15 protein-coding genes are annotated in these 22026 nt (G+C 57.6%); 6 read left to right on the top strand and 9 right to left on the bottom strand.

Features of this window, described 5'->3' with window-relative positions; genetic code table 11:
* Entirely contained in the window at positions 1-2424 is a 2424-nt protein-coding gene (locus tag B0E51_RS04305) for a hypothetical protein (protein ID WP_077443590.1), read from the bottom strand.
* A gap of 645 nt (positions 2425-3069) precedes the next feature.
* Between B0E51_RS04305 and B0E51_RS04315 the strand changes: the two genes are divergently transcribed.
* Positions 3070-4218, top strand: coding sequence for a DUF3800 domain-containing protein (locus B0E51_RS04315; RefSeq protein WP_143525782.1), 1149 nt, complete (start codon positions 3070-3072; stop codon positions 4216-4218).
* Between the two features lie 406 nt (positions 4219-4624).
* On the top strand, positions 4625-5179 hold the full coding sequence (locus B0E51_RS04325; RefSeq protein WP_077443592.1) for a hypothetical protein: 555 nt from the start codon (positions 4625-4627) through the stop codon (positions 5177-5179).
* A gap of 151 nt (positions 5180-5330) precedes the next feature.
* Here the strand turns inward: B0E51_RS04325 and B0E51_RS04330 are convergent, their stop codons facing one another.
* The gene (locus B0E51_RS04330) at positions 5331-5645 is read right to left on the bottom strand and encodes a type II toxin-antitoxin system YafQ family toxin (RefSeq protein WP_077443593.1); all 315 of its coding nucleotides are present in this window, start codon (positions 5643-5645) and stop codon (positions 5331-5333) included.
* On the bottom strand, positions 5638-5928 hold the full coding sequence (locus B0E51_RS04335; protein WP_168172570.1) for a type II toxin-antitoxin system RelB/DinJ family antitoxin: 291 nt from the start codon (positions 5926-5928) through the stop codon (positions 5638-5640). The genes B0E51_RS04330 and B0E51_RS04335 overlap by 8 nt, the downstream gene beginning before the upstream one ends.
* Positions 5929-6376: 448 nt before the next feature.
* Between B0E51_RS04335 and lexA the strand changes: the two genes are divergently transcribed.
* Genes lexA through B0E51_RS04355 form a run of 4 tightly spaced genes read left to right on the top strand, consistent with a single transcriptional unit; the run spans position 6377 to position 12104 of the window.
* On the top strand, positions 6377-6997 hold the full coding sequence (gene lexA, locus B0E51_RS04340; protein WP_077443595.1) for a transcriptional repressor LexA: 621 nt from the start codon (positions 6377-6379) through the stop codon (positions 6995-6997).
* Positions 6997-7620, top strand: coding sequence for a translesion DNA synthesis-associated protein ImuA (imuA, locus tag B0E51_RS04345; protein WP_077443596.1), 624 nt, complete (start codon positions 6997-6999; stop codon positions 7618-7620). Before lexA ends, imuA begins: the two co-directional genes overlap by 1 nt.
* 12 nt (positions 7621-7632) lie before the next feature.
* Positions 7633-9036, top strand: a complete 1404-nt coding sequence (locus B0E51_RS04350) for a DNA polymerase Y family protein (protein WP_077443597.1) — start codon at positions 7633-7635, stop codon at positions 9034-9036.
* The gene (locus tag B0E51_RS04355) at positions 9033-12104 is read left to right on the top strand and encodes an error-prone DNA polymerase (protein ID WP_077443598.1); all 3072 of its coding nucleotides are present in this window, start codon (positions 9033-9035) and stop codon (positions 12102-12104) included. The genes B0E51_RS04350 and B0E51_RS04355 overlap by 4 nt, the downstream gene beginning before the upstream one ends.
* A 207-nt stretch (positions 12105-12311) precedes the next feature.
* On the opposite strand, the gene B0E51_RS04360 is transcribed toward B0E51_RS04355, so the two are convergent.
* From B0E51_RS04360 to B0E51_RS04385, 6 genes are all read right to left on the bottom strand, one after another.
* On the bottom strand, positions 12312-14546 hold the full coding sequence (locus B0E51_RS04360; RefSeq protein WP_077443678.1) for an AAA family ATPase: 2235 nt from the start codon (positions 14544-14546) through the stop codon (positions 12312-12314).
* A 387-nt stretch (positions 14547-14933) separates the two neighbouring features.
* Complete coding sequence (locus B0E51_RS04365; protein WP_077443599.1) at positions 14934-16592, bottom strand: serine/threonine-protein kinase; 1659 nt, start codon at positions 16590-16592, stop codon at positions 14934-14936.
* A gap of 231 nt (positions 16593-16823) precedes the next feature.
* A complete protein-coding gene (locus tag B0E51_RS04370; protein ID WP_077443600.1) occupies positions 16824-17807 on the bottom strand; it encodes an SOS response-associated peptidase family protein in 984 nt (327 codons plus the stop codon).
* Positions 17808-17909: 102 nt separating this feature from the next.
* Positions 17910-19283 carry an RNA-directed DNA polymerase gene (locus tag B0E51_RS04375; protein WP_077443601.1) on the bottom strand — a complete coding sequence of 458 codons (1374 nt, stop codon included), beginning with the start codon at positions 19281-19283 and terminating at the stop codon, positions 17910-17912.
* A complete protein-coding gene (locus B0E51_RS04380) occupies positions 19280-20578 on the bottom strand; it encodes a restriction endonuclease subunit S (RefSeq protein ID WP_077443602.1) in 1299 nt (432 codons plus the stop codon). The genes B0E51_RS04375 and B0E51_RS04380 overlap by 4 nt, the downstream gene beginning before the upstream one ends.
* Positions 20578-22017: a class I SAM-dependent DNA methyltransferase gene (locus tag B0E51_RS04385; protein WP_077443603.1), complete on the bottom strand. Its 1440-nt coding sequence runs from the start codon at positions 22015-22017 to the stop codon at positions 20578-20580. Before B0E51_RS04385 ends, B0E51_RS04380 begins: the two co-directional genes overlap by 1 nt.
* Positions 22018-22026: the final 9 nt, after the last annotated feature.

Consider the following 22026-nt stretch of genomic DNA (forward strand, 5'->3'; position numbering starts at 1 on the left):
CTACCAGCCAACATGTATGCCTGGGACAAGGACTATGCTTGGGACATCGACGGAAAAATGTCCGTTACCCACTCTAAGGCTACCTCCGGGAGTTTTCACGCTCACGCCACTGCTTCCTACCGTGATGTTCGGGGTTGCGGCATTCACACCAGCGGCTAAGCCACCGATGGCGGCGTTGCCAAGATCATTCGCTGCCTGTGCTGCTTGGCTGAGCCCTTTGCCCAGATCAGACGCAAGCTTGCTACCGCCCCGAAGTATGCCTTCGGTGAGAGCAATGGTGCCCTTGATGGAATCCAATTGGACATTTACAACTTGTGCGACGACTGAGTTCGCCCCGATATTCTGGCCCAGGACATTTTTTGCAAACTTGCGCAGCTCATTGCCATCCCCGAAGCAGGGTCCCTCGGCGAAGCGAGAGTGCTGGCAGTTCATAAATTCTTTGAGCGACAACTGCCCGCCAACACATGCTGCATAGCCAGGCCCCGTGGCCGCGGTAACGGCGCAGGACAAGGCAATCTGTTGTTCAGGGGTCAGGCCGGGACTAACGGCGCAGATCGCAGTGCCTCTTGGATCACCGCCCGAGCTGGCGGCACATCGCAGGATCAGGCCAGCGTCTCCCTTGACATTGCCTAACGCGATGCAGGCAATGCCCTTCGTATATGCGCCGCCATTCTTGGTCAGACAGTCGATCGCTTTGACTGTGTTGGGGTCGGTAGTTGCTCCCTCGGCCAAGCATAGGGCTACAGCCATTCTGTCACCTGCATCAAGGCACTCATTGGCCTTCATCAGCTTATTGATAGTCGGATCTGACACGCACTGGCTCATTAATTTGACGAGCTTAGTGTTCATTACGCAATCCATAGCTGCGGCAGTCTTAGCATCCATAGACTTCTGCGCAGCGCAAATCATGCGCTGGTTGAGATCTAAGCCAGCACCAAGCAAGCAGCGCGCCATTTTCGCTTCCTTCGACTGCGGCCCCAAGGCTACGTCCAAGCAATCTGTGTCCGCTGAAGTTGTTCCGCTAACCATGTTCTTCGCGCAGCCAAGCACTTCCTTCACCTTCTTGTCTTCATATTGCGCCTGGATGAGACAGGTCATCATCCCAGACTTATCCTGCTTGTTGGCATTCGCGCATTCGAAGGCTGCTTTCTGGTAAGCGGAAAACGTAAGGTTGGGATTGACGATGCGTGGCAGATCTGCTGAAGTCGCCAGTTTTTTCAGATCAACTCGCTCCGCTAATAGTGCTACATCGAATTTCATGTTCGTTGCAAATTCCGGACGACAAAGTGCGCCACTCAGGCAATCGTCCAAAACCTTGTCGTCATCAATCTTCAAGTTGTAGCCCGCACAGGTGCCGATATCCTTGACGGTAGTCTTGCCTTGGAATCGCGTGCATTCGAGAAGGCGAACGCGCGCCAAAGCATCACTGATCTTCGTCGCTTGGTCAGTCTTGCTCCATGCCATCCGAACCGTGGCATTGGGCGATGAAAGGACATCCGCCATCCGGACGATGTCGTTTCGGCTGAGGCCTGCAAGAGCCGCAACCACGGGTTGTATCAGCGCGTTCTTTGCAATTTTTTCGCTTAAGCGAATCTGCTCTACACGGCGATTCAGGTCACCCAGAAGGTCTGCCGGTGTCAACGTGATCTGTGCTTTTAGGGGTGCTAGGGTAAGTTTGGCGTCGAACGATCCAAGTTCGCCTGTCGGTGCGACAAGGGTCCAGTCCTTTAGCATTTCGAGCCGCCCAGCGCGATCATATAGATTGGCGATTTTCTGGAAGCGGACAGCGTCTTCCAGCCCTTTGGCCGGGCAGTCCATTGAGCCGATCGTGCATGGACTACTCACCAAGCCAATTGAAATAGCCGGGACTGTCATATTTTTGGTTGCGTAACAGACGGACAGTTTCCGCGCGACGCGCTGTTCGAACAGCGTGAATGCTGATTGTGTCGCGGCTATGGCGGTATCCTCGCGACGTTTGATTTCAGCATTACGTGCAGTGATGTCACCCGGCAACGAAATGAGCATGTTTGACGAGGTTTGCACATACATATCTAGGAGGTCCCCTAGATCCTGCACCTCTCCCCTAAAATCCGAAGCACAGGCATTCAGGGTCGCGCTCGCTGTAGAGTCAACTGGCGTTGGTGTGATGAGAGCTACAACGAGCCGGTATCCAATCACCCTACCTTTTGCATCGACACCTACCGGGACGACACCGAGCGTTTCGTCCTTGGCTGTGGTCAAGGAAGGTATTGGCGTGTTCGTATCTATCCGAACCAGCTGACTCTTGAGAAGGATTTGGTTTGTGGCTTGGACGTTTATGCGATCCCAAAGCGGGGCGCTCGTTTGCCATGCTTGGGCGTAAGCGCAATAGACAAACAGCCCCGCGATTGCAAAAACGCTGAGCGTTTTGGAGTTCCGTTTCATGTAATTCCCCGTTACACGCTTAAGCTTGAACGGACTAAAATACACGTAAATCCCCAAGTTTAACTTACTGCAGAGTGCTATTCAGTTCAAGAGGGGTGGATGCACAGGCAACTCTATAACCAGGTTACGGAGATCAACTCACGCTGCGTACCTCATCCCAGCGCGTCGTGTAGCACGGTGACAAGTTGCTGCGCTGCATCGTCCAAGCTCTATCAGCGGTCGTTGTGTGAGCATCGCCCGACGTCGGACAGTGGATTGCTACGACTCAAAAAGTTATGTCGTGCGATCAGCCCAGAGTCGAGTCCTAGGATTTTCCGACTCTCGCCCATATCCCTAGTCCCGAAATCGACGCATTTCCAGCCAATATCCATACAGGTGAAGATCATCAGCCGGACTCGCACGTTCGAAGTGTCTCGACTATGCGTGGTGTGCGCTACAGCGTCGAACAAGCTCTTCTAGCTAACGCCGACGTGTCGCAAGCGGAACGTACGCGTGTGTCGTTAAGGCGAGCTTAGAAGCGCGCGTTGAAGTTACGACGAATACTTCGTCAGCTGTGACAATTCGGCCAAGCGAAGCAGCGCACCGACCAGGCTCTTCAAGTCTTGCGTGTTGTGCGCCAGACTGGTGCGACAGGGAGGGCTTGTCATGAGTGATGCAGAAAAGGCCGTTGGAAACGCAGTAGATCAGGGCCAGCAGCAGGAAGTTGTGGATCTTGTCGTCAGCGAAAAGGATATTCTGAAAGCTGAAAAGCTCGCCAAGGAGAGGGCTATCTTGATTGAGAAGGTGGCCAGCAACACAACAGACACCGTGCCTGCACGTGTCGCTTGGGTACTAAATCATCATCCGGCTAGCCGCAATTCCGATGTCCGTCTCCAGGTGACCTACTGGAAGACGTTCGACAATCAGTGGGTGTCTGGTTCAAACGTGGCGTTGGAAGACCTATATAAGCTCACGCGACTGACTGACATCACACGAGCGAGAGCAAAAATCCAGAACGAATACCACCTCTTTAAGGCGACCGACGAAGTCCGGCAGCGGCGAGGTTCGCGTCAAGAGCGTGAGCGTCGGCGTCAGATCGATGACCAACCTGGTCACCCAACACTCACCGTCTATGCTGACGAAAGTGGAAAGACAGGCGACTTCCTTCTGGTTGGTAGCATCTGGTTTCTTGCTGGTCCAGACGTGATGGTCATGTCGCAGGCGCTTGCTGCATGGCGCGAGGAATCCGGCTTCAAGGATGAACTTCACTTCTCCGAGATCAGCAACGGGAATGTAAGTCGCTATTTCGAAGTACTCGACATTCTTTATTCAAACTCCACAACCGTAAGCTTTAAAGCAATCCACATCATAAGGAAGGGGCACACAGATGCACCTAGGGTCTTGGACGATCTTCTATTTCATCTGATCGTAAGAGGCGTGAAACATGAACATGAAAGCGGGCGCGCGGAGCTGCCAAGATCCATCAGTATTTGGAAGGATGAAGAAGAGGCGTCAAGAGATAAGTTGATGACCGCGAACCTGATGCTTCGGCTTAAAGCCGCTTCGCAGTCGGAGTTCGAAAATAGGCTTCATGTATCAAGTGTTGAGGTCATCGACTCGAAGAAAATCGTATTTGTCCAATTGGCAGATCTGTTCATCGGTAGTCTGAACCGCAGTCTCAACTTCGATCCAGAACGAATTAGCGAGCACCCGAAAGACAGGTTCTCTCGCGCATTTTTGGAACGCTTTGGTAGTCGCACTGATGAACTGCGAGTCGATCAGCTCGGAGACATGGTGGTGGTGGATGGGATCTAACGTTGTGACTTAGACCCAAGGTGGACGATTCGACGGCGATATTGATTTCAGACAGGCATAACGAATTGGGCTGCTGCGCCAATCAACTCACGCTACGCACTTCATCCCAGCGGGTCGTGTAGCACGGCGACAGATTGCTAGGCCGCATCGCTCAGGTTCGGGCAACTGTCGAGGTGTGAACACCGCCCGACGATGGACATTGATTTCTAAGAAACAATAAGGAACGTCGCGGAATCTGCCCAGAGTCGAAGTCCTAGAGATTTTTCGATCGCGTCGATATCGCTGAAGCCGGACATGGACTGCTTCTCGCCAATCTCCATACAACCGTCCCTTTCACGCAGGCGCCGGAGCTTGTAGCTTCTCGACAGCGATCAAACTGCAGGACACCCTCCAGGGACAGACCGTAATGACAACCTTTTTGGTGTCGCTTACATCGATTGTCGTGGCCCTCGTCGCCGCGTGGGCCACTGCGATCCTCGCCGAGGACTACCGGCGCTTCAGAGACGGGACTAGCCTTGCTGCAGCGCTTGCCGGTGAGCTCCAAGCTTACATAGAAGCATTTGACACGGGCTTACCCACGCTGCATGACATACGAAAAGAGCTGAAAAAGGGAGCGCCGCTGAAATACATGCCTCCCTTCAAACCGCCTGGCGATCCCGTATACGAGTCAGGGGTCGAGCGACTTGGCCTGCTTGGGCCAGAGATAGCAAGGGATGTCGCTTATACCTATCAACAGGTGAACGCTTTCAGGGCGTCTTACGTCAACATGACGGAAACTTACTCGAAGGTGGAGCAGTTTGTTGTGCTTGGCTCTCTTGAAGGTGTCATTTCAGCTGCCACCAAAGCTCTGGATCGCGGTAATTCCGCGATCCAACAGCTCGACGCGCGTGCTCGCGCGACGTATTGGCTCTTCCCTTGGCCGCGGCCTCAGCCGGCACCCGCCCCGACATCAGCCACCTGACGAAATAATGAGAGAAGCCCTACGCAGCAAGGGCTTGCGAGAACGATGACTCACTCAGATACTGAAACCGTATGGGAAGTCCGTGAAGCTAGGTGCCGTGAACGATGAACCAAACAAAACGCCACCTTTGCGGGTGGCGTTTCTTTTTGCGTCAGAACAAGTTGGAGTGAGAGTCCATTCGCACCAGATGAAGCGTGTTGAGATCCTTGTTGCCCTTCACTTTGTCGACGGGCTTCTGGTAGATCAGGACAAGATCCGGGTACACGTGGCAATCCCGGAAGCTCGACCAGTCGCCAGACAAGGGGTGATCTTTGTTCGCTTCGGGCAGTGCAACATCCATGCTCAGCTGCCCCAAGATCCCATCCAGATCATCTTCAATGGTCTTTGCGTGCTTCCCTTTAAGTTCCCTCTCCAAGTCCTTTGTAAACTTCTTAGTGACAACAATCTCTCTTGCGGTTTTACGCATGCGTTAACTCGCTTTCCTTTCGGATTTGCTTGGCTAGGGCGCGAATGCCTCCAGCAGAAAGGAGCGTCACCTCCCCTCTCTCCGACGCCCGCATCGCAGCGATGGTCTCGGCGTTGGGAATCTCAAGCAGCTCGTGGGGAATCTCGCGAGTACGAACAAGGTTAGTCAGCACCAGACGAAGGAAGCTGGACGAATTGAGACCGATGCTCTTGAGCAGCGCATCCGCTTCGTTCTTGATTTCAGGCGTGACACGGCTCTGAACGGTGGCGGTTTGGGAAGACATATTTGCGCTCCTCTGGATCAGTAAGTGTTGCTGTCTGTAATACAGTGTAATACAGAACCTCATGTAGATACAGCACCTACACCAGGTTGTTCAGGCGTCAGTGTCCCTCCAGCAGCTCCCAGACGCGCTGCCGCACCCAATCCCGATCCCTCGGGCCAGCAGCGCGTCGATGATGACCTGCGCTGCAGCCTTGTAGGCGGGCCAGATGATCGTCGGGTCGGCTGCGACTACCTCAATGTGCGCTTGCAGTCTCTGCAGCGCGCTGTGGGCGGTTGACCACTAACCACCCTATCTCATCCCTTGAGATAGCTTCGGGGGACGCTGGGACTGAAACGGCGTTTGAAGCTGGATGCGAACACCGCGCTAAACCTTTGATCTGTCTCAAGTGGTTCGGCGTGGCTTTTTTTCATCTTCCATTTTCACCTAAATAGGTGAAACTATGCGAGCCATGACCATCCTGATCACCCAGCGCCAATTGAACGTCCTCGCCTTCATCCGCGCCCGAATTGAGCGAGATGGGCAGCCGCCCACATTGGAAGAAATCGGCGATGCGCTGGGGATCGGCAACGTCAGTGCGGTGTTCAAGCACGTCCAATCGCTCGCAGCGAAAGGCCGGCTGACGATTGAATCCGGCCATGCCCGCGGTATTCGGCTGGTACGCGAGCCCGATCCGATGGATGCCGACACGCTGGATCTGCCGCTGATCGGCCGCATCGCGGCTGGCGAGCCCCTGTTTTCAGAGTCACGGGTCGATCGCAGCTTGCGAGTGTCCCGTTCGTTTTTCCGGTTGCGACCGGACTACTTGGTGAAAGTAGTCGGCGACTCGATGCGCGACGAGGGAATCCTCGACGGCGACTTGGTGGCAGTTCACGCCACTTCGGTGGCCCGTCATGGTCAAGTGGTCGCAGCGCGTGTTCGAGGCAACGAATTCACCATCAAGCGGCTGCACTGGAAGGGCGATGTGGTCCGGTTAATGCCGAACAGCCCGGGATTCAAACCCATCGACGTGGATCCGACCGAAGATTTCGCGATTGAAGGTCTGTTTGCAGGCCTGCTGCGAGGCAGTTGATGCACGCCGCGGTTCCACTCTCCACGTTGCTCGACGCTCGTCAGATATGGCGCGGTCGTGCCCCCGCAGTCCCTATTGGTGACCAACCCACGGGCTGGCGCGCACTCGATGCGGTGCTGCCGGCAGGCGGTTGGCCCGAGGCCTCGTTGTCCGAGATCCTGTTGCCTGTCGATGGTGTGGGCGAACTTCGTCTTGTGATGCCTACGCTCGCGCGGTTGACCCAAGGTCAACGCCATGTGGTGATTGTGTCGCCGCCGTATGCGTCGTGTGTTGCCGGCTGGCGCCAGCAAGGTGTCGACATGCGCCGTGTCGAATTCGTGGATGCCGGCGAGAAGGATGTGCTCTGGGCCACTGAGCAGTGCCTGCGATCGGGAAGCTGCGCCGCGGTGCTGGCGTGGCCGCATCACGCCGACGATCGCGCCTTGCGTCGTCTACAGGTCGCTGCAGTCACTGGGCAGGCTCTCGCTTTCGTGTTCCGCGATCGCTCCCATCTGTCCAACGCATCGCCTGCTGCGCTGCGTCTGGAACTGGAAGCACCGCCACGCCCACAGATCTGGGTGCGCAAATGCCGAGGCGGGGCCGTGCCCGCCCAAGCGATCCCGTTGCCACGTTCTGTCCATTGATGGTGTGCAGACATGTTATGGGCCTGCATCACTCTGCCAAGTCTGGCGTTAGACGGGATTCTCCGACGGCGGCCCACGGACGATCCGTTGGTGCTCATCGACGGCCCCGTCAACGCACGCACGATCGTTTCAGCCAATGAAGCCGCCCGAGCGGCAGGCTTGCATGTCGGTCAACGGCTGAGCGCTGCCCAAGCGCTGCTGTCCCACTTCGAAGCCATCCCCTATGACCGCGAGTCGGTCGAGCGGTGGCACCGGTTCCTAGCTGCTGTGGCCTACCGATACAGTTCCGAGGTCAGCCTGCTGCCGCATGCGATCGTGCTGGAAGTTAGCAAGAGCATGGGCCTGTTCGGGCCATGGCCACGGCTTGAATCCATGTTGCGGGCAGACTTCACCGACCTGGGCTTCCGTCATCGTATGGCGGCGGCGCCGACGGCTCATGCCGCGCATGTGTTGACGACCGTTTCTGATGGGCAAGCCGTGCTGTCCGTCGATACGTTGCGCAACGCCCTGCAGCGCGTGCCGATTGCGAAGAGTCGTTTGCCCGCGAATGCCATCGCAGCATTGCCGAGCATGGGCATTCGGACGTTGGGCCAAGTGCTGGCATTGCCGCGCGATGGTCTGCGTCGACGCTTTGGTGCAGAACTGTTGGCATCCCTGGATCGCCTGACAGGTGATCTGCCCTCTGGCCTGGAGCTGTATCGGCCTCCTGATACGTTCGATCTGCGCGTCGAGTTGCTCCACGAGGTCGAAAACCAATCCGCGCTGATCTTCCCAGTGCGACGCATGGTCGATGATCTGGCCGCGTATCTGGCCGGTCGCGATGGAGGCGTGCAGCGTTTCTTGCTGCGCCTGGAACACCGCGAAGGTCGCTTCACTGATGTGCCTGTGGGCTTGCTGGCGTCGGAACGTGATGGCGCCCTGTTGTTCGAGTTTGCACGAGGCCGACTGGAGCACCTGACGCTGCCTGAGCCGGTGCTGGCGCTGCGCTTGATCGCCCGCGATCTGCCGGCGTTCGTGCCCGCGGGACGGGACCTGTTCGACGAGCGGCCGGCGAATGCGTTGCCGATCGAGCAGCTGCGCGAACGACTGCGCGCGCGGCTGGGGGATGGCGCGGTCTATCGACTCGGCAGCACACAGGACCCTCGGCCGGAACGTGCGCAGCGCGAGGCCACGCATGATGAAGTGCCGATCGAGCCGCACCCACGCCCCACGTGGTTGCTTAGACGTCCCGTTCAGTTGCGCGGTGGGCAGCCGATCATTCTTGCCGGTCCAGAGCGCGTCGAGACGGGATGGTGGGATGGCGGTGAAGTCTGTCGCGACTACTACGTCATCGAGACATCCTTGGGGCAAGAGGCTTGGGCGTTCTGCGCACCTGACGAACAAACCGGCTGGATGATCCACGGATGGTTCGCATGACGGCCTACGCGGAACTCCACTGCCTGTCGAACTTCTCGTTCGGTCGCGGGGCATCCAGTGCGCGCGAACTGTTCGAGCGGGCGAAGACGTGCGGCTATGCGGCTCTGGCGATCACGGACGAGTGTTCATTCGCCGGTATCGTCCGCGCGCTGGAAGCCTCACGTCAAACAGGTGTGCCGTTGATCGTCGGTTCGGAAATCCAGCTCGACGACGGTCCCAAGGTCGTCGTGCTGTGCGAAACGAAGGAGGGTTACACCTCCCTCTGCGGCCTCATCACACAGGGGCGACGCGCTTCCGAAAAAGGCACCTACCGCCTGACGCGTGCCGACATGGTCACCGGCTTGCCAGGCACGCTGGTCCTGTGGGCTCCTGACCTGATCGTCGACATGGCTCATGGTCGCTGGGTGCGACAGACGTTCGGCGATCGCGCTTGGCTGGCCGTTGAGCTACATCGCGGACCGAACGACGCACGGCGCGTGCGTGAACTGCAAGCGATCGGCCGCGAGCTGAATCTGCCACTGGTGGCAGCGGGCGACGTGCACATGCACGTCCGACGGCGGCTCGCTTTGCAGCACACGCTGACGGCGATCCGACACCGCGTACCAGTCGCCGCGGCGGGAGGGTTGATCGCACGCAATGGTGAGCGACACCTACGGCGCCGCCACGTGCTCGCCACGCTCTACCCCGAGGCGTTGCTCGAAGAAAGTGCACGGATCGCCGCGCGATGCACCTTCACGCTCGATGAGCTGCGTTATCGCTATCCGGCCGAGCTCGTGCCGGAAGGCCACACCGCTACCAGCTGGTTGCGCCAGCTGACGGAAGAAGGCGCGCGCTGGCGCTGGCCCGAAGGCGTGTCGGAGAAAGTGCATAAGCAGATCGAGCACGAACTGGGACTGATCGAGGAACTGCGCTACGAGCCCTATTTCCTCACAGTGCACGACATCGTGCGCTTCGCGCGAAGCCAAGGAATCCTCTGTCAGGGCCGAGGGTCCGCGGCGAATTCGTCAGTGTGCTTCGCACTCGGTGTGACCGAAGTCGACCCGATGAAGATGAGCCTGCTGGTCGAGCGGTTTATCTCGAAGGAGCGCAACGAGCCGCCAGACATCGACATCGACTTCGAGCACGAGCGCCGCGAAGAGGTCATTCAATACATCTATCGCAAATACGGTCGGGAGCGTGCTGCTCTGGCAGCTACCGTCATCTGCTATCGCGGCAAGAGCGCCGTGCGAGATGTGGCCAAGGCCATGGGTCTACCGCTCGATCAGGTCGATCAGCTGAGCCAGATATTCGCATGGTGGAATGGTGAGGAGTCACTCGCGGAGCAGTTGCGCGAGCGTGGGTTCGATCCTGAAAGCGCAGTCATCCGGCGCATCCTCAAGCTGACGGCAGAGATCCTGGACATGCCGCGTCATTTGTCGCAGCACGTCGGTGGGTTCGTGATCGCGGATGCGCCCCTGAGCGAACTGGTGCCGGTGGAGAACGCCGCGATGCCTGATCGCACGATCATCCAATGGGACAAGGATGACCTCGACACGATGAACCTGTTGAAAGTCGATTGCTTGGCATTGGGCATGCTCACCTGCGTGCAGAAATGTCTGAACCTGCTACGCGACCAGCGCGGACAGGATTACTCGATGGCCACGTTGCCATCCGAAGATCCAGACACCTACGCGATGATCCAGCGGGCGGACACGATCGGCGTTTTCCAGATCGAATCGCGGGCGCAGATGGCCATGCTGCCGCGGCATCGGCCGGAAAACTTCTTCGATCTGGTGGTGCAAGTTGCGATCGTTCGGCCTGGCCCCATCCAGGGCGACATGGTGCATCCGTATCTGCGGCGACGTAGGGGCGAGGAACCTGTCGACTACCCGTCGGAAGAGTTGAAGGAAGTGTTCGAGCGCACGCTAGGCGTGCCGCTGTTTCAGGAGCAGGTGATGAAGCTGGCCATGATCGCGGCCGGTTATACGGCAGGCGAAGCCGACGGGCTCAGGCGCGACATGGCCGCATGGAAACGACGGGGCGGATTGGAGAAGCACCGCGAGCGCATTCTCACCGGCATGACCGATCGCGGATACACCACCGCTTTTGCCGAGAAACTATTCGAGCAGATCAAGGGCTTCGGCAGCTACGGTTTTCCTGAAAGCCATGCAGCCAGCTTCGCTGGCATCGTGTACGCGTCGTGTTGGCTGAAGTGTCACGAGCCTGCGGCTTTCGCGTGTGCGCTTCTGAACAGCCAGCCCATGGGCTTCTATTCACCGAGCCAGATCGTGCAGGACGCCCGTCGCCATGACATCGACGTTTTCCCCATCGACGTGCAATGCAGCGATTGGGACAACACACTCATCACGCGGGAAGAAGAGGCTCCGGCGATCCAGCTCGGCTTGCGCCAGGTGCGCGGGTTCAGTGAAGAAGCTGCACGACGGATCACCGCAGCCCGCGTGCAGCATCCGTTCGCAGACATCGCGGATCTCTGCGCGCGAGCAGCCATGGACAAGCGTCATCAGGACCTGCTCGCGCAGGCCAGTGCGTTGCGGGGTCTGTCGCAGCACCGGCATCACGCGCACTGGGAGATCGCGGGGGTGGAAAAGCAGCTGCCGCTCTTCGGCAATGCCAGTCCGGCAGAAATCGAGGTGACGTTACCGAAACCGACGCAGGCCGAAGACACGCTGGCGGACTACGCGCGAACCGGCCTGACGTTGGGGATGCACCCCATGGCGCAGATCAGGGATCGGTTGCGCGCTGTCCGGTGCATCGACTCCCAAGCGCTGCGGAAGCGGCCCCACAACAGCTATGTGCGCGCCGCGGGGATGGTCACGATGCGTCAGCGGCCGGAGACGGCCAGCGGGGTCACGTTCCTGACGATGGAAGACGAGCACGGTATGGTCAACGTCATCGTCTGGCGCGATGTCGCCGAAACCCACCGGCGGGTATTGCTCGAATCAGAGCTGCTGGGAATCGACGGACGTTGGGAAGCGGTCGATGGCGTGTGCCATCTGATCGCCAGTCGCCTGCTCGACATGAGCGAGCTGCTCGGTGGACTGGACGTGCGGTCGAGGGACTTCCACTGAGCGGTGACAGCGAAACACGCAGGCACCCAAGAGTCAGATGCGTGGACGGGTTTGGACGCATCATACGACCGATCGACGATGACCTGCCCGCCGGGCAGCATGATCAGTTGCAGATCCACCTCGATCGACGGAAACCAACCCGAAGCGGACCTTCGATATTTGGCCGGCTACGCTTAACTGATACTGCAGGAAAGGGAAGATCAAACCCTATTCGTTGACTACTTCCGATATTGCTGTTTCTTCCCCCATCTTCCTTAGGTAGTGGTGCTCGTGGCCCGCCTCCTTGAGCAGCGCCCTCAGCTTCGCCAAGTAATACGGGACGTCATACTGAGACCAATCCATTGGCGGCCCATTGATTCCGTCCTTGTGGGATCCACGATCCAAAAACCGATGCAGTGCCTTGTACTTATGGGATGGATCCTGGACAGCTAGTTTTTCCAAGGCCTCGTCGAACTCATCGGTCCCTGCAGTGAAGGTAAAGAACTGCTCCAGAATGCAGCGCATCGTGTTGGGCACGATCTGAACCATGGACTGGTTGTCCTTGACGTCGCGAAGCACTTGCCATAGCGCGTCGTAGTCATTCATGTACGCCGTGGGATCGAGCGACACCACCGTCGTGTATTCGCTCTTCAGAACCCGCAGCATCTGGCACTTCCGATGTGTGTTGGCCAGCTTGCTGCGGGCAAGCTGATGGACGATCTCATGGAAGAAGAACAAGTTGTGGGTGAGGACAATGACCTGCCGCACCTTCGCCACACCATCCGGCGGCTTGATCAGCTGGTGCTGAATGATGGTGGCCACGTCGTAGACGAAGTTCTGTGACAGGCTGGAAATCGGGTCATCAATGACCACGATCGTCTTGCCAATGTCGACGGCGCCATGCTCCTCGTGGGTGCCTTTGATCAGCTCCATGAAGTAGAGGAAGGAGATCAAGGTCTTCTCCCCCTCGCTCAAGGACTGGGCTGTGCTGTTGGGGTCGTTCGGCCTTGCAAGGCAATACAAGTGCCCGTCGTCCTCCTTCCGTTTGATCCAGAACGCATCAATGCCCAGCTCCTTCAGAGACCTGTTGATCGCTTCAACCGACGCATCGACGCCAGTTTGAGATTGACGCAGTTCTGCGAGGCGCACTGTGTTGTCCCTGATCCGATCTGCAACCCCTTCCGTGATCGCTATCTCGGTTGCCAGTTGCGCGTTCAGCGGCGCGAGCGCCGCATCATGGCTGGCGTAGGCCTCGGCACGGTCTGCGCACAGGACCTGATAGAACATGGTCCTGATCCTGGTGAATTCGCTATTGCGGTCCTTGAGGCGCTGGTTGAAGTCGTCCATCTTCGCCTTCGCCGTCGCCAAGGCCGCGATCATAGCTTGGTGGTCGGCGCCTTCAATCGCGACCGAATCGCTAGGCTTGACCTGCTTGGTCCGCATCAGGGCCAAGTTGGCCTTCATCCGCCCTTCCAGCTTCGACCAGGCAAGCTCCAGCCCTGTGTCCTTGGTGATGGCGTCGTCGAACACACCGCTCATGCGTTCCTGCAGCCGTTCCAGGCGCAGGGCGTAGTTCGACACCAACGCTTCGACCTTGTCGATCTTGAGTTTGCGACCGCCTTCCAACAGCTTGGCCAGCTCTTCATGGAAATCGTGAGGCAAGCCCTGCTGGCAAAATGGGCACTGGTCGTCTTTCACATAGGACCGGCCTTGGTCGACCCAGTCGCCATTCCCCAGCTTGGCGATCAAGGGAGCCAAGCGACTGGTTACGGACACCTCGATGGCTTCGGCCCAGATAGAATCGGTCTCGATTTCCGCTAGGCCAGTAAGGTCGGGCTGGGGCGCACTCTTGCTTGTCTCGCTGCCAGATACATCCTCCCACCGCTGCTCCAGGCGCTCCATGGTGTTCAACGGGGCGTCCCCGTCGACGGCTGATTTCCGCAGTTCGTCGAAAAACTTCTTCTTGTCCTTTCCGTAGCCCACCAGCAGCTCCGCAAGCTTTGTCTTCTTGCCCAGGACATGGGCCTTCCAGACGTCTTCGACACCGCGAGTGATCTGGGCTTCCACCTGCTTCTTGGCTGTCTCCACACGCGCGCGCAGCGTGGTCAGCTCAGCTTCCAAGACAACGTACTCGGCTTCCTTACCGTCGATCTCCTTTTGCTTGGCCGTGTCCATCTCACCGATGGTGAAGATGCCCCGCATGGTCTCGCCGATGACCCTGCCCACAAATGCATGGTTGTAGACAAGGTGACGAAAAGGGCCGGTTCCGGTCGTCTCGACCTGGCAGTGCGCGAAGATCTGGTCGTTGACAAACCGACCGTGGATTACCTCACCGATCGCGGACTTCCCGGCACCGTTCAGGCCATAGATGAAGGTGGCCTGCTTGGAGGTATCTATTTCAATGACGGTGGGCGTCGTCGGATGAAAGCTCTTGTAGTTGTGGATTGAGATCTTTCTGATCATGCCCGCCCCCGCGACCTCCAACTTGTTCGCAACATTACCCTCTGCGCATCATGGCAGCAGCTAAGTCGCTTGTGCATAGCGTCGAGGGTCCCTCCAGGGAATTGACTGCCGCGCACGGTGCGAAAAAAAAGGGGATGCCGCCACGGGCCTGCTAAAACCGACTCTCCCCGATTCTTTCTGACGCGTGCAATGGGCTGCGCTTGATCGGTCGACACCTGTATTGGATGTCTGTTCCTGCCGATGACAGCCCTTGCGAGCTCGATGACGCGCGGGCAAGCTGCGACAGGTGGAGGTCGACCCGTTGCGGACGCTCAGGTTGACAAGCGTTCCGTCAAAAAGCTGACGTTCAGAGGTCGAATGCTGCTCATAAGACCGGTGCCGTTTACGTCACCTTATGGCTATCAAGTGATTGACCACCTTCAAGCCCTCGTCCGGGTTGGCATACACGTCTCGCTGGTCGAGGATTTCTCCCTCTTTGTCGAGTAAAAACCAGCGGGCGACTTCCAGAGTGCCAGCCGGCACAAGATGCTTTGCGTCTGCGACGGAAACTATCGCAGTCACGAAGTTCTCATGGATGACGTTTTTTGTCGCCTCGTATTCCATGAAATAGCCCAGGGTATAGTCCAGCTTGCTTAGCTGGCGATGCTTGTCGTCGAACAGCACGACGAACACCCGCCGGTCGATTCGCTTGGCCTCAGCCAGCGCTTCCGCGAGCGTGGCAAATGGCGTGGTCCTGAAAAATCCTCGGTATATGACCTGCCGCGTTGGCCCCTCTATTAGGCCGCGAACTCCTCTCAGTAGGTGCATGCGCACCTTCGCGCTGAAGTCACCAGTGAGGTCGGGTTTTAGCGCATCCAGCCGGAAGATGAAATCTGACGAGGAGCGCACGACGATCTCTGTTCCTAGTACGTCGATCTCCCAACGCGGCGAGAACCGCGTCTCATGATTGTCTGATTGGGCGACTCCGAGGTTCGTGTGAACAGAGGCTCCCCTTTGTTGCATCCCGCCTTGCGTACGCACGAACTTCCCATTCAATTCGGCCACGATGCTGTTGACGACACGATCCATCGCCTGGTAGACCGCTTGACAGTTAGCGCCCAATTGCAGCACCTCAACGACGCTTTCCCGATCTAGGTGACTCCTGATAAATGCTATGTCAGCCTCCGCCTGCGATTCGTGATCGGCACTGGGCACCAACAGCGACTCCAACGCCGAAAGCATCGCGTTGGCGCTTGAATACCGCCTGTTGATGGCAGGATTGAAGCAGCGGTCGAAGAAGTCCAGTAACCGCGGTGTTGCAACACCCTCAACGGTGGACAGCAGGGACAACGCTTTCTTGCGTTGGTGAGGCATATTGCCGTCTGCATCCTGAAGTGTCGCGGGAAACATGCCGGTCAGCACGTAGAATAGGATGCCGCCGACGAACGCGAGATCGCTACGTTCGTCTCGCTTCGACATACTTCCAATCGACAGCTCGGGCAGTCGCAAAAAGCGGTTTCCAATTTCTTGGCCGTGCTCCGTGTTCAGAGTGTCCGCGACCCCCTCCTTGTAGCTGAGACCGAAGTCAAGCAACATCGGAGCTGCAACCTCTCCGTCCTTGAGGATGATGTTATCCGGCTTGATATCCCGGTGGACCCATTCGTTGGCGTGGATATACGCGACTGCTTTGAGCAGCGCGAGAGTCAAAGTGGATCCGTCCACCCAGCTTAGCGTCCCTTGCTCCTCAATCCGCTTGTTGAGTGTCGGGCCGGGAATGAACTCAATGACAAGAAACAGCTTGTAGTCGGGGTCCACATGATTTTGCCCGTTGCTCGCAAGGAGGCGGGGGATCAGCGGGTGCTGGCACGTGTCATACGCGGTGGCCTCCCGGAAAAACCGCAGCCGGCGCTCGGAATCCTTCTGCTTACTCAGTAACTTTAGGCACCCGGCGGTCCCTGTTTCGTTGTGTTCGACTCGCCGTGTTACACCTTGGCCACCTCGGCCAAGTTCCTCGCGCCCAGTCCACGCTAGCTCCCACTTTTTGTCGTTCACCCATACTTTGGTCATTCAGCACCCGTCCGCGTTTCGCAGCGTTGGCGATATGGTTAATGGAAACGATGCTAGCTGATCGAATGTTCCAAAACGGCCATTCATAGGTGGCCGCTCTTGGCCGATTCCGGCCGGTGGCGTCACGCTGACCAGAATGCCGACGCGCTGATCATGATCGACTGGTTCTACTGAACAACCACATCGGTGTTCGCAGTCAGATTCAGGTTGCTGCGATCGTAAGCATCAAAGCTACTTCTGCTGCACCAGTTGATGTTCGTAGTACGGCCGCACACGTCGGTCGAGGATCGCGTACAAGCTCGCGTAGTCGTCAGGACTTGGATTGAGCCATGCGTCGATGTCATCTTCCTGAATTGGAACGGGACATCGGTCATGGCCCGCCTCGACAACTTCAAAGGGTGGATCATCCGTGATTGCGGCGAACGTGTAGAACCCTGGATCGTCGCCGGCCGCCTCAACATAGGTCCAGAGACAAGCTACGAAAAGGTCTTCACCGGTCGATGGCGAAAAGAGAATTTCAACGCTCTGCTCGCGCTCACCTGGCACCAGCGGTCGTTGCTGCAGATTGTGGAGATAGACGCTTTCGTAGAACCGATCCACGACCATGATCCCGTGGCTGTAACCAAACACCTTGCGCCAAACGGTCGACAGCTTGTCGCGCCGCGCGTTATATGTGCCTGGCTTCTCGATCTCGTCGGCTTCTGTCCACCCCGGCAGGCGGCAGCGGTAGCGCATCGGGACGACCATGCGCTCGCCCGTTTCAGAATCTCGAATCATTACCGGAGCGAAGAAACCAGGCCAGATTCTGTCGATGCCGTCGGCCGGCGCCGGTAAGGCTAAGTCTTCCAGCTTCTTCCTTCCTGCCTCTATTTTGTTTGTCGCGACGCGGCGATCGTTCTCGGCCTTTTTTGTCGGCTTGCTTGACGCTAGCTTGGCGTTCGCGTCGACGAGGCGTGCTTCCTGGACGCCGATCTCAGCCGCGATCAAGGCGATTGCCTCAGTTTCCGCTTCGCGCGCCATCCCGACCGTGCCAATGTCCAGCACGCCACTCGTGGCATCGGTCATGGCGCGGCGCATCGCCTTAGGGACAACCTTGACCCAAGTGCCCTTCTTCTTAGTCCAGCCGGCGAGCTTCGTGAATTCCTTGATGGCGAGCTTTCCGCCAAACCGCTCGTATTTCCTGAAGTCCGCCCAGATCTGCGCCGAGTAGCACATGTCGAAACCTGCTTGATGGGACTTCGCTAAGAATAGAGCGCAGTCAGCTGCACTTGAAACTGCTCACCCGCCCGCCCTCACGCACAGTCACCATGAGAAGGCCTAAGGGGAAACCCGGTTCGCGTCCATCTGCTCCTGGATCTCAGAGAGACGCGTAGTGAAGAATTCAGTCAGCGCCTTGTCCTTTACCTCACGAGCGTAGCCGAGGCCCTCGTGATGGAAGGCGTTGTGCATTGTCTTTTGCCCGAGCTCTGTCAGGCGTTTTCCGAGGTTCATAGGCCTCTTCCTTTTGGCGTTGAGCTCATGCACGCGGACCAATTTTCCCTTCTCAGAACGGAGGAGATATTCGGGTGCGGTGAACCGAGAGAGAAGCTTGTTGAAAAGCTTCTGCGGTAGAGACTCGATATTCGCCCAGAGAAGGCGATTGAGAAGTGGCAAGCCGCCGTTCCAAGTGGCGGCGAGCTTCTTGTCCGAGAGTTTCAGGTAGGCATAAACGAACTTGCGGACCAGCTTCGCGTCCTGGTTGTCCCCCTTGTTGGCAAAGATCGACTGGATGTCTCGGCAGCGGTGCCGCTGGAGTTCCTTCACGGTCCATAAGTCGACCTTCTTCTGATTCACACGCAGGCCGTGGCGGTCGAGATTCCTCGTAAGAAGGAGCATGAGCGCATCAACGCTGTCCGTTCCGTTGACGAGGATCATTTGGTCGTCGGCATACCGGAAGTAGCTCGCGCCCGCTGTCGCGCAGATCGCAGCGGCGAACTTGTCATACTTCTGGAGGTAGTAATTGGCAAGCAACCGCGAGCAGTCGGCCAAGGCATCTTGCGGGATTCCTACACCCTGCGGATGCAGACCCGTGTTGCGACGGTTCCACTGATTGAGGAAGTAGAAAAGAAGCGCGATCACCCAGCCCTTCTCCGCAGGGGCGTCTTCGCGAATCCACCGCTCCAGAATGTCGAGTCTGATGCAGTCGTAAAAGTTTGAAAGATCGAACTGAAGGGCGTGCGTGTAAGCGCCGGTTTCAAGCTGCGCAAACAGCAACGAGTTGAACTCCCCAAAGGCCGACGTCCATGCACGAGGGTTGAAGGCGTAGCGGGCGTTGGAAAATCCGGAGTCGAACTCGACGTCAATGTTCTCAAGCTTCCGCAATTCTCCGCCAAGCGTCCAGCCGCCGAAGGTGTGGTCTGTCCGGTTGCCGGAAATAACCTCCTCCAGTTCCTTGATGCAGAAATAGAAGACGATGTAGTCCTCGATGCAAAACACCGGGATCGTCCGAGCCACTCCATGGCCCTTGTTCATCACGATTTCCTCCTCCGGGATGGACGGAGCGTAGCGAGACGACTTCACCGCTTCGAAGACCTTGCGAACCATGGCCTCCTTGTTGGCAGCGGTCTGGGGGATGTCGATGGGAAACGTGCGGTTTTTGAAGGCTTTCCAAAAACTGCTGTTAAACCACCGACTGAAATTCTCCCAGTTCATGAGAGGGGGGCGAAGGCTTCTTTGAGGACAGCTTGGAGGAGGTGGTCGGCGTGGATACGGGCGTGCTCAATCTCCGCTTCCAGCGTCCGGCAGGTCGTCATCAGCGCCTCCACTCGCTCCACAATCGCAGCTTGCTCAGCGAGGGGTGGAAGGGGGATGAGAACCTGAACTAGCCGGCTCGACTTGATTCCTTTCGCCGTGATTCCAGACGCTTTTTCGGCGAGCTGCGACTTCACTGTGCGGGATAGTATCGCGAACAGGAAGAAGCGTTTCTCGGAAAGAATTGGCTGAATCGTTATAAGCCGCTGACCGAGAGCAAACCGTTCGCTCATGTTCAATTGGCAGGCGTTCCCAAGAGGCGCTTCGGTCGTAAAGAGAATATCTCCATTGTCGGGAAATCCACGAACCATGTGACGGCTGAAGCTCTCTTCTGACAAGTAGTCACGCGGCGTGTCGGAAAATCTACCGAACTTCACGTTCTTGGCAGTTATGAGCCTCACTCCACTTGAGATCTTGTTTGGCGTCTTACCCCGGTAATCGAAAAATCGCGTGACTGCACCCAACCGGCACCACTCCCAGCCCTTCGGGATCTCGAAGGGGATTTCGCTGAGGGCGATTTTTGGCAGGGGCTTTTCGGTGCGGAGTTTCTTGTCGGCGATGAGACGGGCTTTTTCGACTTTGATGCGATGAAGGAGCTGACTCGCGGGTTCCACGTCCGGGTGGGCGACTCGCCAACCTTCCGTCAATTTGCCCTGGATCGCCTCCTGCAGGATGGCTTGCTTGAGCTGAGGGAGCTCGTGACGATCACTGTTCTCTTCAAGGATGAATCGGATCGTTTCCCTAATCCGATCAATCCGCGACACGAAAGCGCGCTGCTCAACCATGCTCGGGACAGGAAGTTCGATCTCGGCAAGGCCGGAGTAGTAGAGTCGCTTCCGCACTGCCCCGGAGCTATTGCGAGCAATGGCTTCGAGTCCGTAGTCGCTCTTGAGGAAATGCAATAGGTAGTGCGGATCAAGTCCCTTGCGGCAAGAGAAGACGGTGTAGTCCGGGCTGGTAAAGCCAGTCTTGGACTCGTTATCGGCGAGGCCGATAGAGCCGACGTTCACCCTCATAGGGTTGTAAGCAAACCAGTTCTTTTCAACACGCTGATAGCGTGCGAGATCGGCGGAGGTATCACGCGAGCTGGCATGGAGACCATGCTCATTGCTCACGCCGATTAGTCGACGATCCTTCGCGCCCGATGAACCAAGTGGATTGCACTCCTCGCGGATGTAGTCGCCGAGCTTTGCCACTAGGAATTTCCGTTGAGGGATGATGTCAACTTAGCGACCAGATCGCCGATCTTTTGCTGACGTTTTGCCAGGAGGTGCAGTAGTCCCTCGACGGTATACTCGTTCTCCTCGACTGTGGAGTTCGGATTCTTTACATCCAGGTCGAACCCCTTCTTCAAATCCCCGATCTTCACGTTCCACGCAACGTCACTTACCTCGCGGTTGTCCCACCATTCGATCAGCGGCGCGAACTCTTCGAACTGGATGGCTTTGGTTTTTGAGTAGCTCTTTTGCCCCTCGGGCAAGCGGTGCTCCCAATACCAGATTTCCTTGGTGGGCGTGCCCTTTTGGAAGAAGAGCAGGTTCGTGGAGACGGTGGCGGGAAAGAAGGTGGATTGCGGGAGGCGCACGATGGTGTGGAGGTTGCAATCGGTGAGGAGTTTTTCGCGGATGCGCTCCTTGTAGCCATCGCCGGTGATGCAGCCGTCAGGCAGCACGATGGCGCAGCGTCCACCGGGCTTGAGCAGCTGGATCATGAGGATGACGAAGAGGTCGGCGGATTCCCTGCAGCGGAAGGACGCTGGGAAGTTTGTCTCCACGCCGTCGGCAATGCTGGCGCCGAAGGGCGGATTAGCGAGGATGCAGTCCACCTGTTGCCTAGGGCCGATGGCGTTGTATTCGGTCTTGAGGCTATCGAGGTAGTGCCAATCGGGTACGTCGAGTCCGTGGAGGATGAGATTCGTGAGGCCGAGGACATAGGAGACGGGCTTCAGCTCCCAGCCCGTGATGGATTTCTGGAGGATGCCTTCGTCGTCAAGGGTGTGAACTTCCTTTTCGCGGATGAAATCAATGGCAGCGCTGAGGAAGCCGCCGGTGCCAGCGGCAGGGTCTAGGACCTTTTCGCCCAGCCTGGGCGCGGTCATCTGCGTCATGAGCTGGGTGATGGCGCGGGGAGTGTAGTACTCGCCCTTGTTTCCGGCATCGCGCAACTCGACCAAGATGGATTCATAGACGGTGCCGAAAACGTGGCGGTCGTCGCTGCTGTTGAAGTCGAAGCCATTGAGCTGGTTGATGACCTTGCGTAGCTCGTAGCCGGACTTCATGTAGTTGTTCGAGCCGTCAAAGACTTCGCGAACGAGCATGGCGCGCGGCGCAGCGTGCGGAGCCTTGAGGTTCTTGAGCGTGACGAAGAGGCCGTCCGTGGGATGGTCGATGAAGAGGATGAGTTCCTCGCCGGTGATGCCTTCAGCGTCGGCGGCCCAGTGTCGCCACTGGAATTTTGCGGGCATGACGGACTTGTAGCGTTCGCGGATTAGTTCGAGCTCCTGATCCTTGTCGTCGAGGATTTTCAGGAAGAGAAGCCAGCCGAGTTGCTCCAGACGCTGGGCATCGCCGGAGACGCCACGGTCTTGCCGCATGATGTTGCGGACGTTCTTGATGATGGATGAGATATTGGGCATGAGTGTCTA

The organism is Rhodanobacter sp. C05, assembly GCF_002001165.1.
Classification (GTDB): domain Bacteria; phylum Pseudomonadota; class Gammaproteobacteria; order Xanthomonadales; family Rhodanobacteraceae; genus Rhodanobacter.

Excerpts from the sequence above, each read along its gene's own strand:
- B0E51_RS04305 (WP_077443590.1), bottom strand. The coding sequence starts at position 2,424 with ATGAAACGGAACTCCAAAACGCTCAGCGTTTTTGCAATCGCGGGGCTG.
- B0E51_RS04315 (WP_143525782.1), top strand. The coding sequence starts at position 3,070 with ATGAGTGATGCAGAAAAGGCCGTTGGAAACGCAGTAGATCAGGGCCAG.
- B0E51_RS04325 (WP_077443592.1), top strand. The coding sequence starts at position 4,625 with ATGACAACCTTTTTGGTGTCGCTTACATCGATTGTCGTGGCCCTCGTC.
- B0E51_RS04330 (WP_077443593.1), bottom strand. The coding sequence starts at position 5,645 with ATGCGTAAAACCGCAAGAGAGATTGTTGTCACTAAGAAGTTTACAAAG.
- B0E51_RS04335 (WP_168172570.1), bottom strand. The coding sequence starts at position 5,928 with ATGTCTTCCCAAACCGCCACCGTTCAGAGCCGTGTCACGCCTGAAATC.
- lexA (WP_077443595.1), top strand. The coding sequence starts at position 6,377 with ATGACCATCCTGATCACCCAGCGCCAATTGAACGTCCTCGCCTTCATC.
- imuA (WP_077443596.1), top strand. The coding sequence starts at position 6,997 with ATGCACGCCGCGGTTCCACTCTCCACGTTGCTCGACGCTCGTCAGATA.
- B0E51_RS04350 (WP_077443597.1), top strand. The coding sequence starts at position 7,633 with ATGTTATGGGCCTGCATCACTCTGCCAAGTCTGGCGTTAGACGGGATT.
- B0E51_RS04355 (WP_077443598.1), top strand. The coding sequence starts at position 9,033 with ATGACGGCCTACGCGGAACTCCACTGCCTGTCGAACTTCTCGTTCGGT.
- B0E51_RS04360 (WP_077443678.1), bottom strand. The coding sequence starts at position 14,546 with ATGATCAGAAAGATCTCAATCCACAACTACAAGAGCTTTCATCCGACG.
- B0E51_RS04365 (WP_077443599.1), bottom strand. The coding sequence starts at position 16,592 with ATGACCAAAGTATGGGTGAACGACAAAAAGTGGGAGCTAGCGTGGACT.
- B0E51_RS04370 (WP_077443600.1), bottom strand. The coding sequence starts at position 17,807 with ATGTGCTACTCGGCGCAGATCTGGGCGGACTTCAGGAAATACGAGCGG.
- B0E51_RS04375 (WP_077443601.1), bottom strand. The coding sequence starts at position 19,283 with ATGAACTGGGAGAATTTCAGTCGGTGGTTTAACAGCAGTTTTTGGAAA.
- B0E51_RS04385 (WP_077443603.1), bottom strand. The coding sequence starts at position 22,017 with ATGCCCAATATCTCATCCATCATCAAGAACGTCCGCAACATCATGCGG.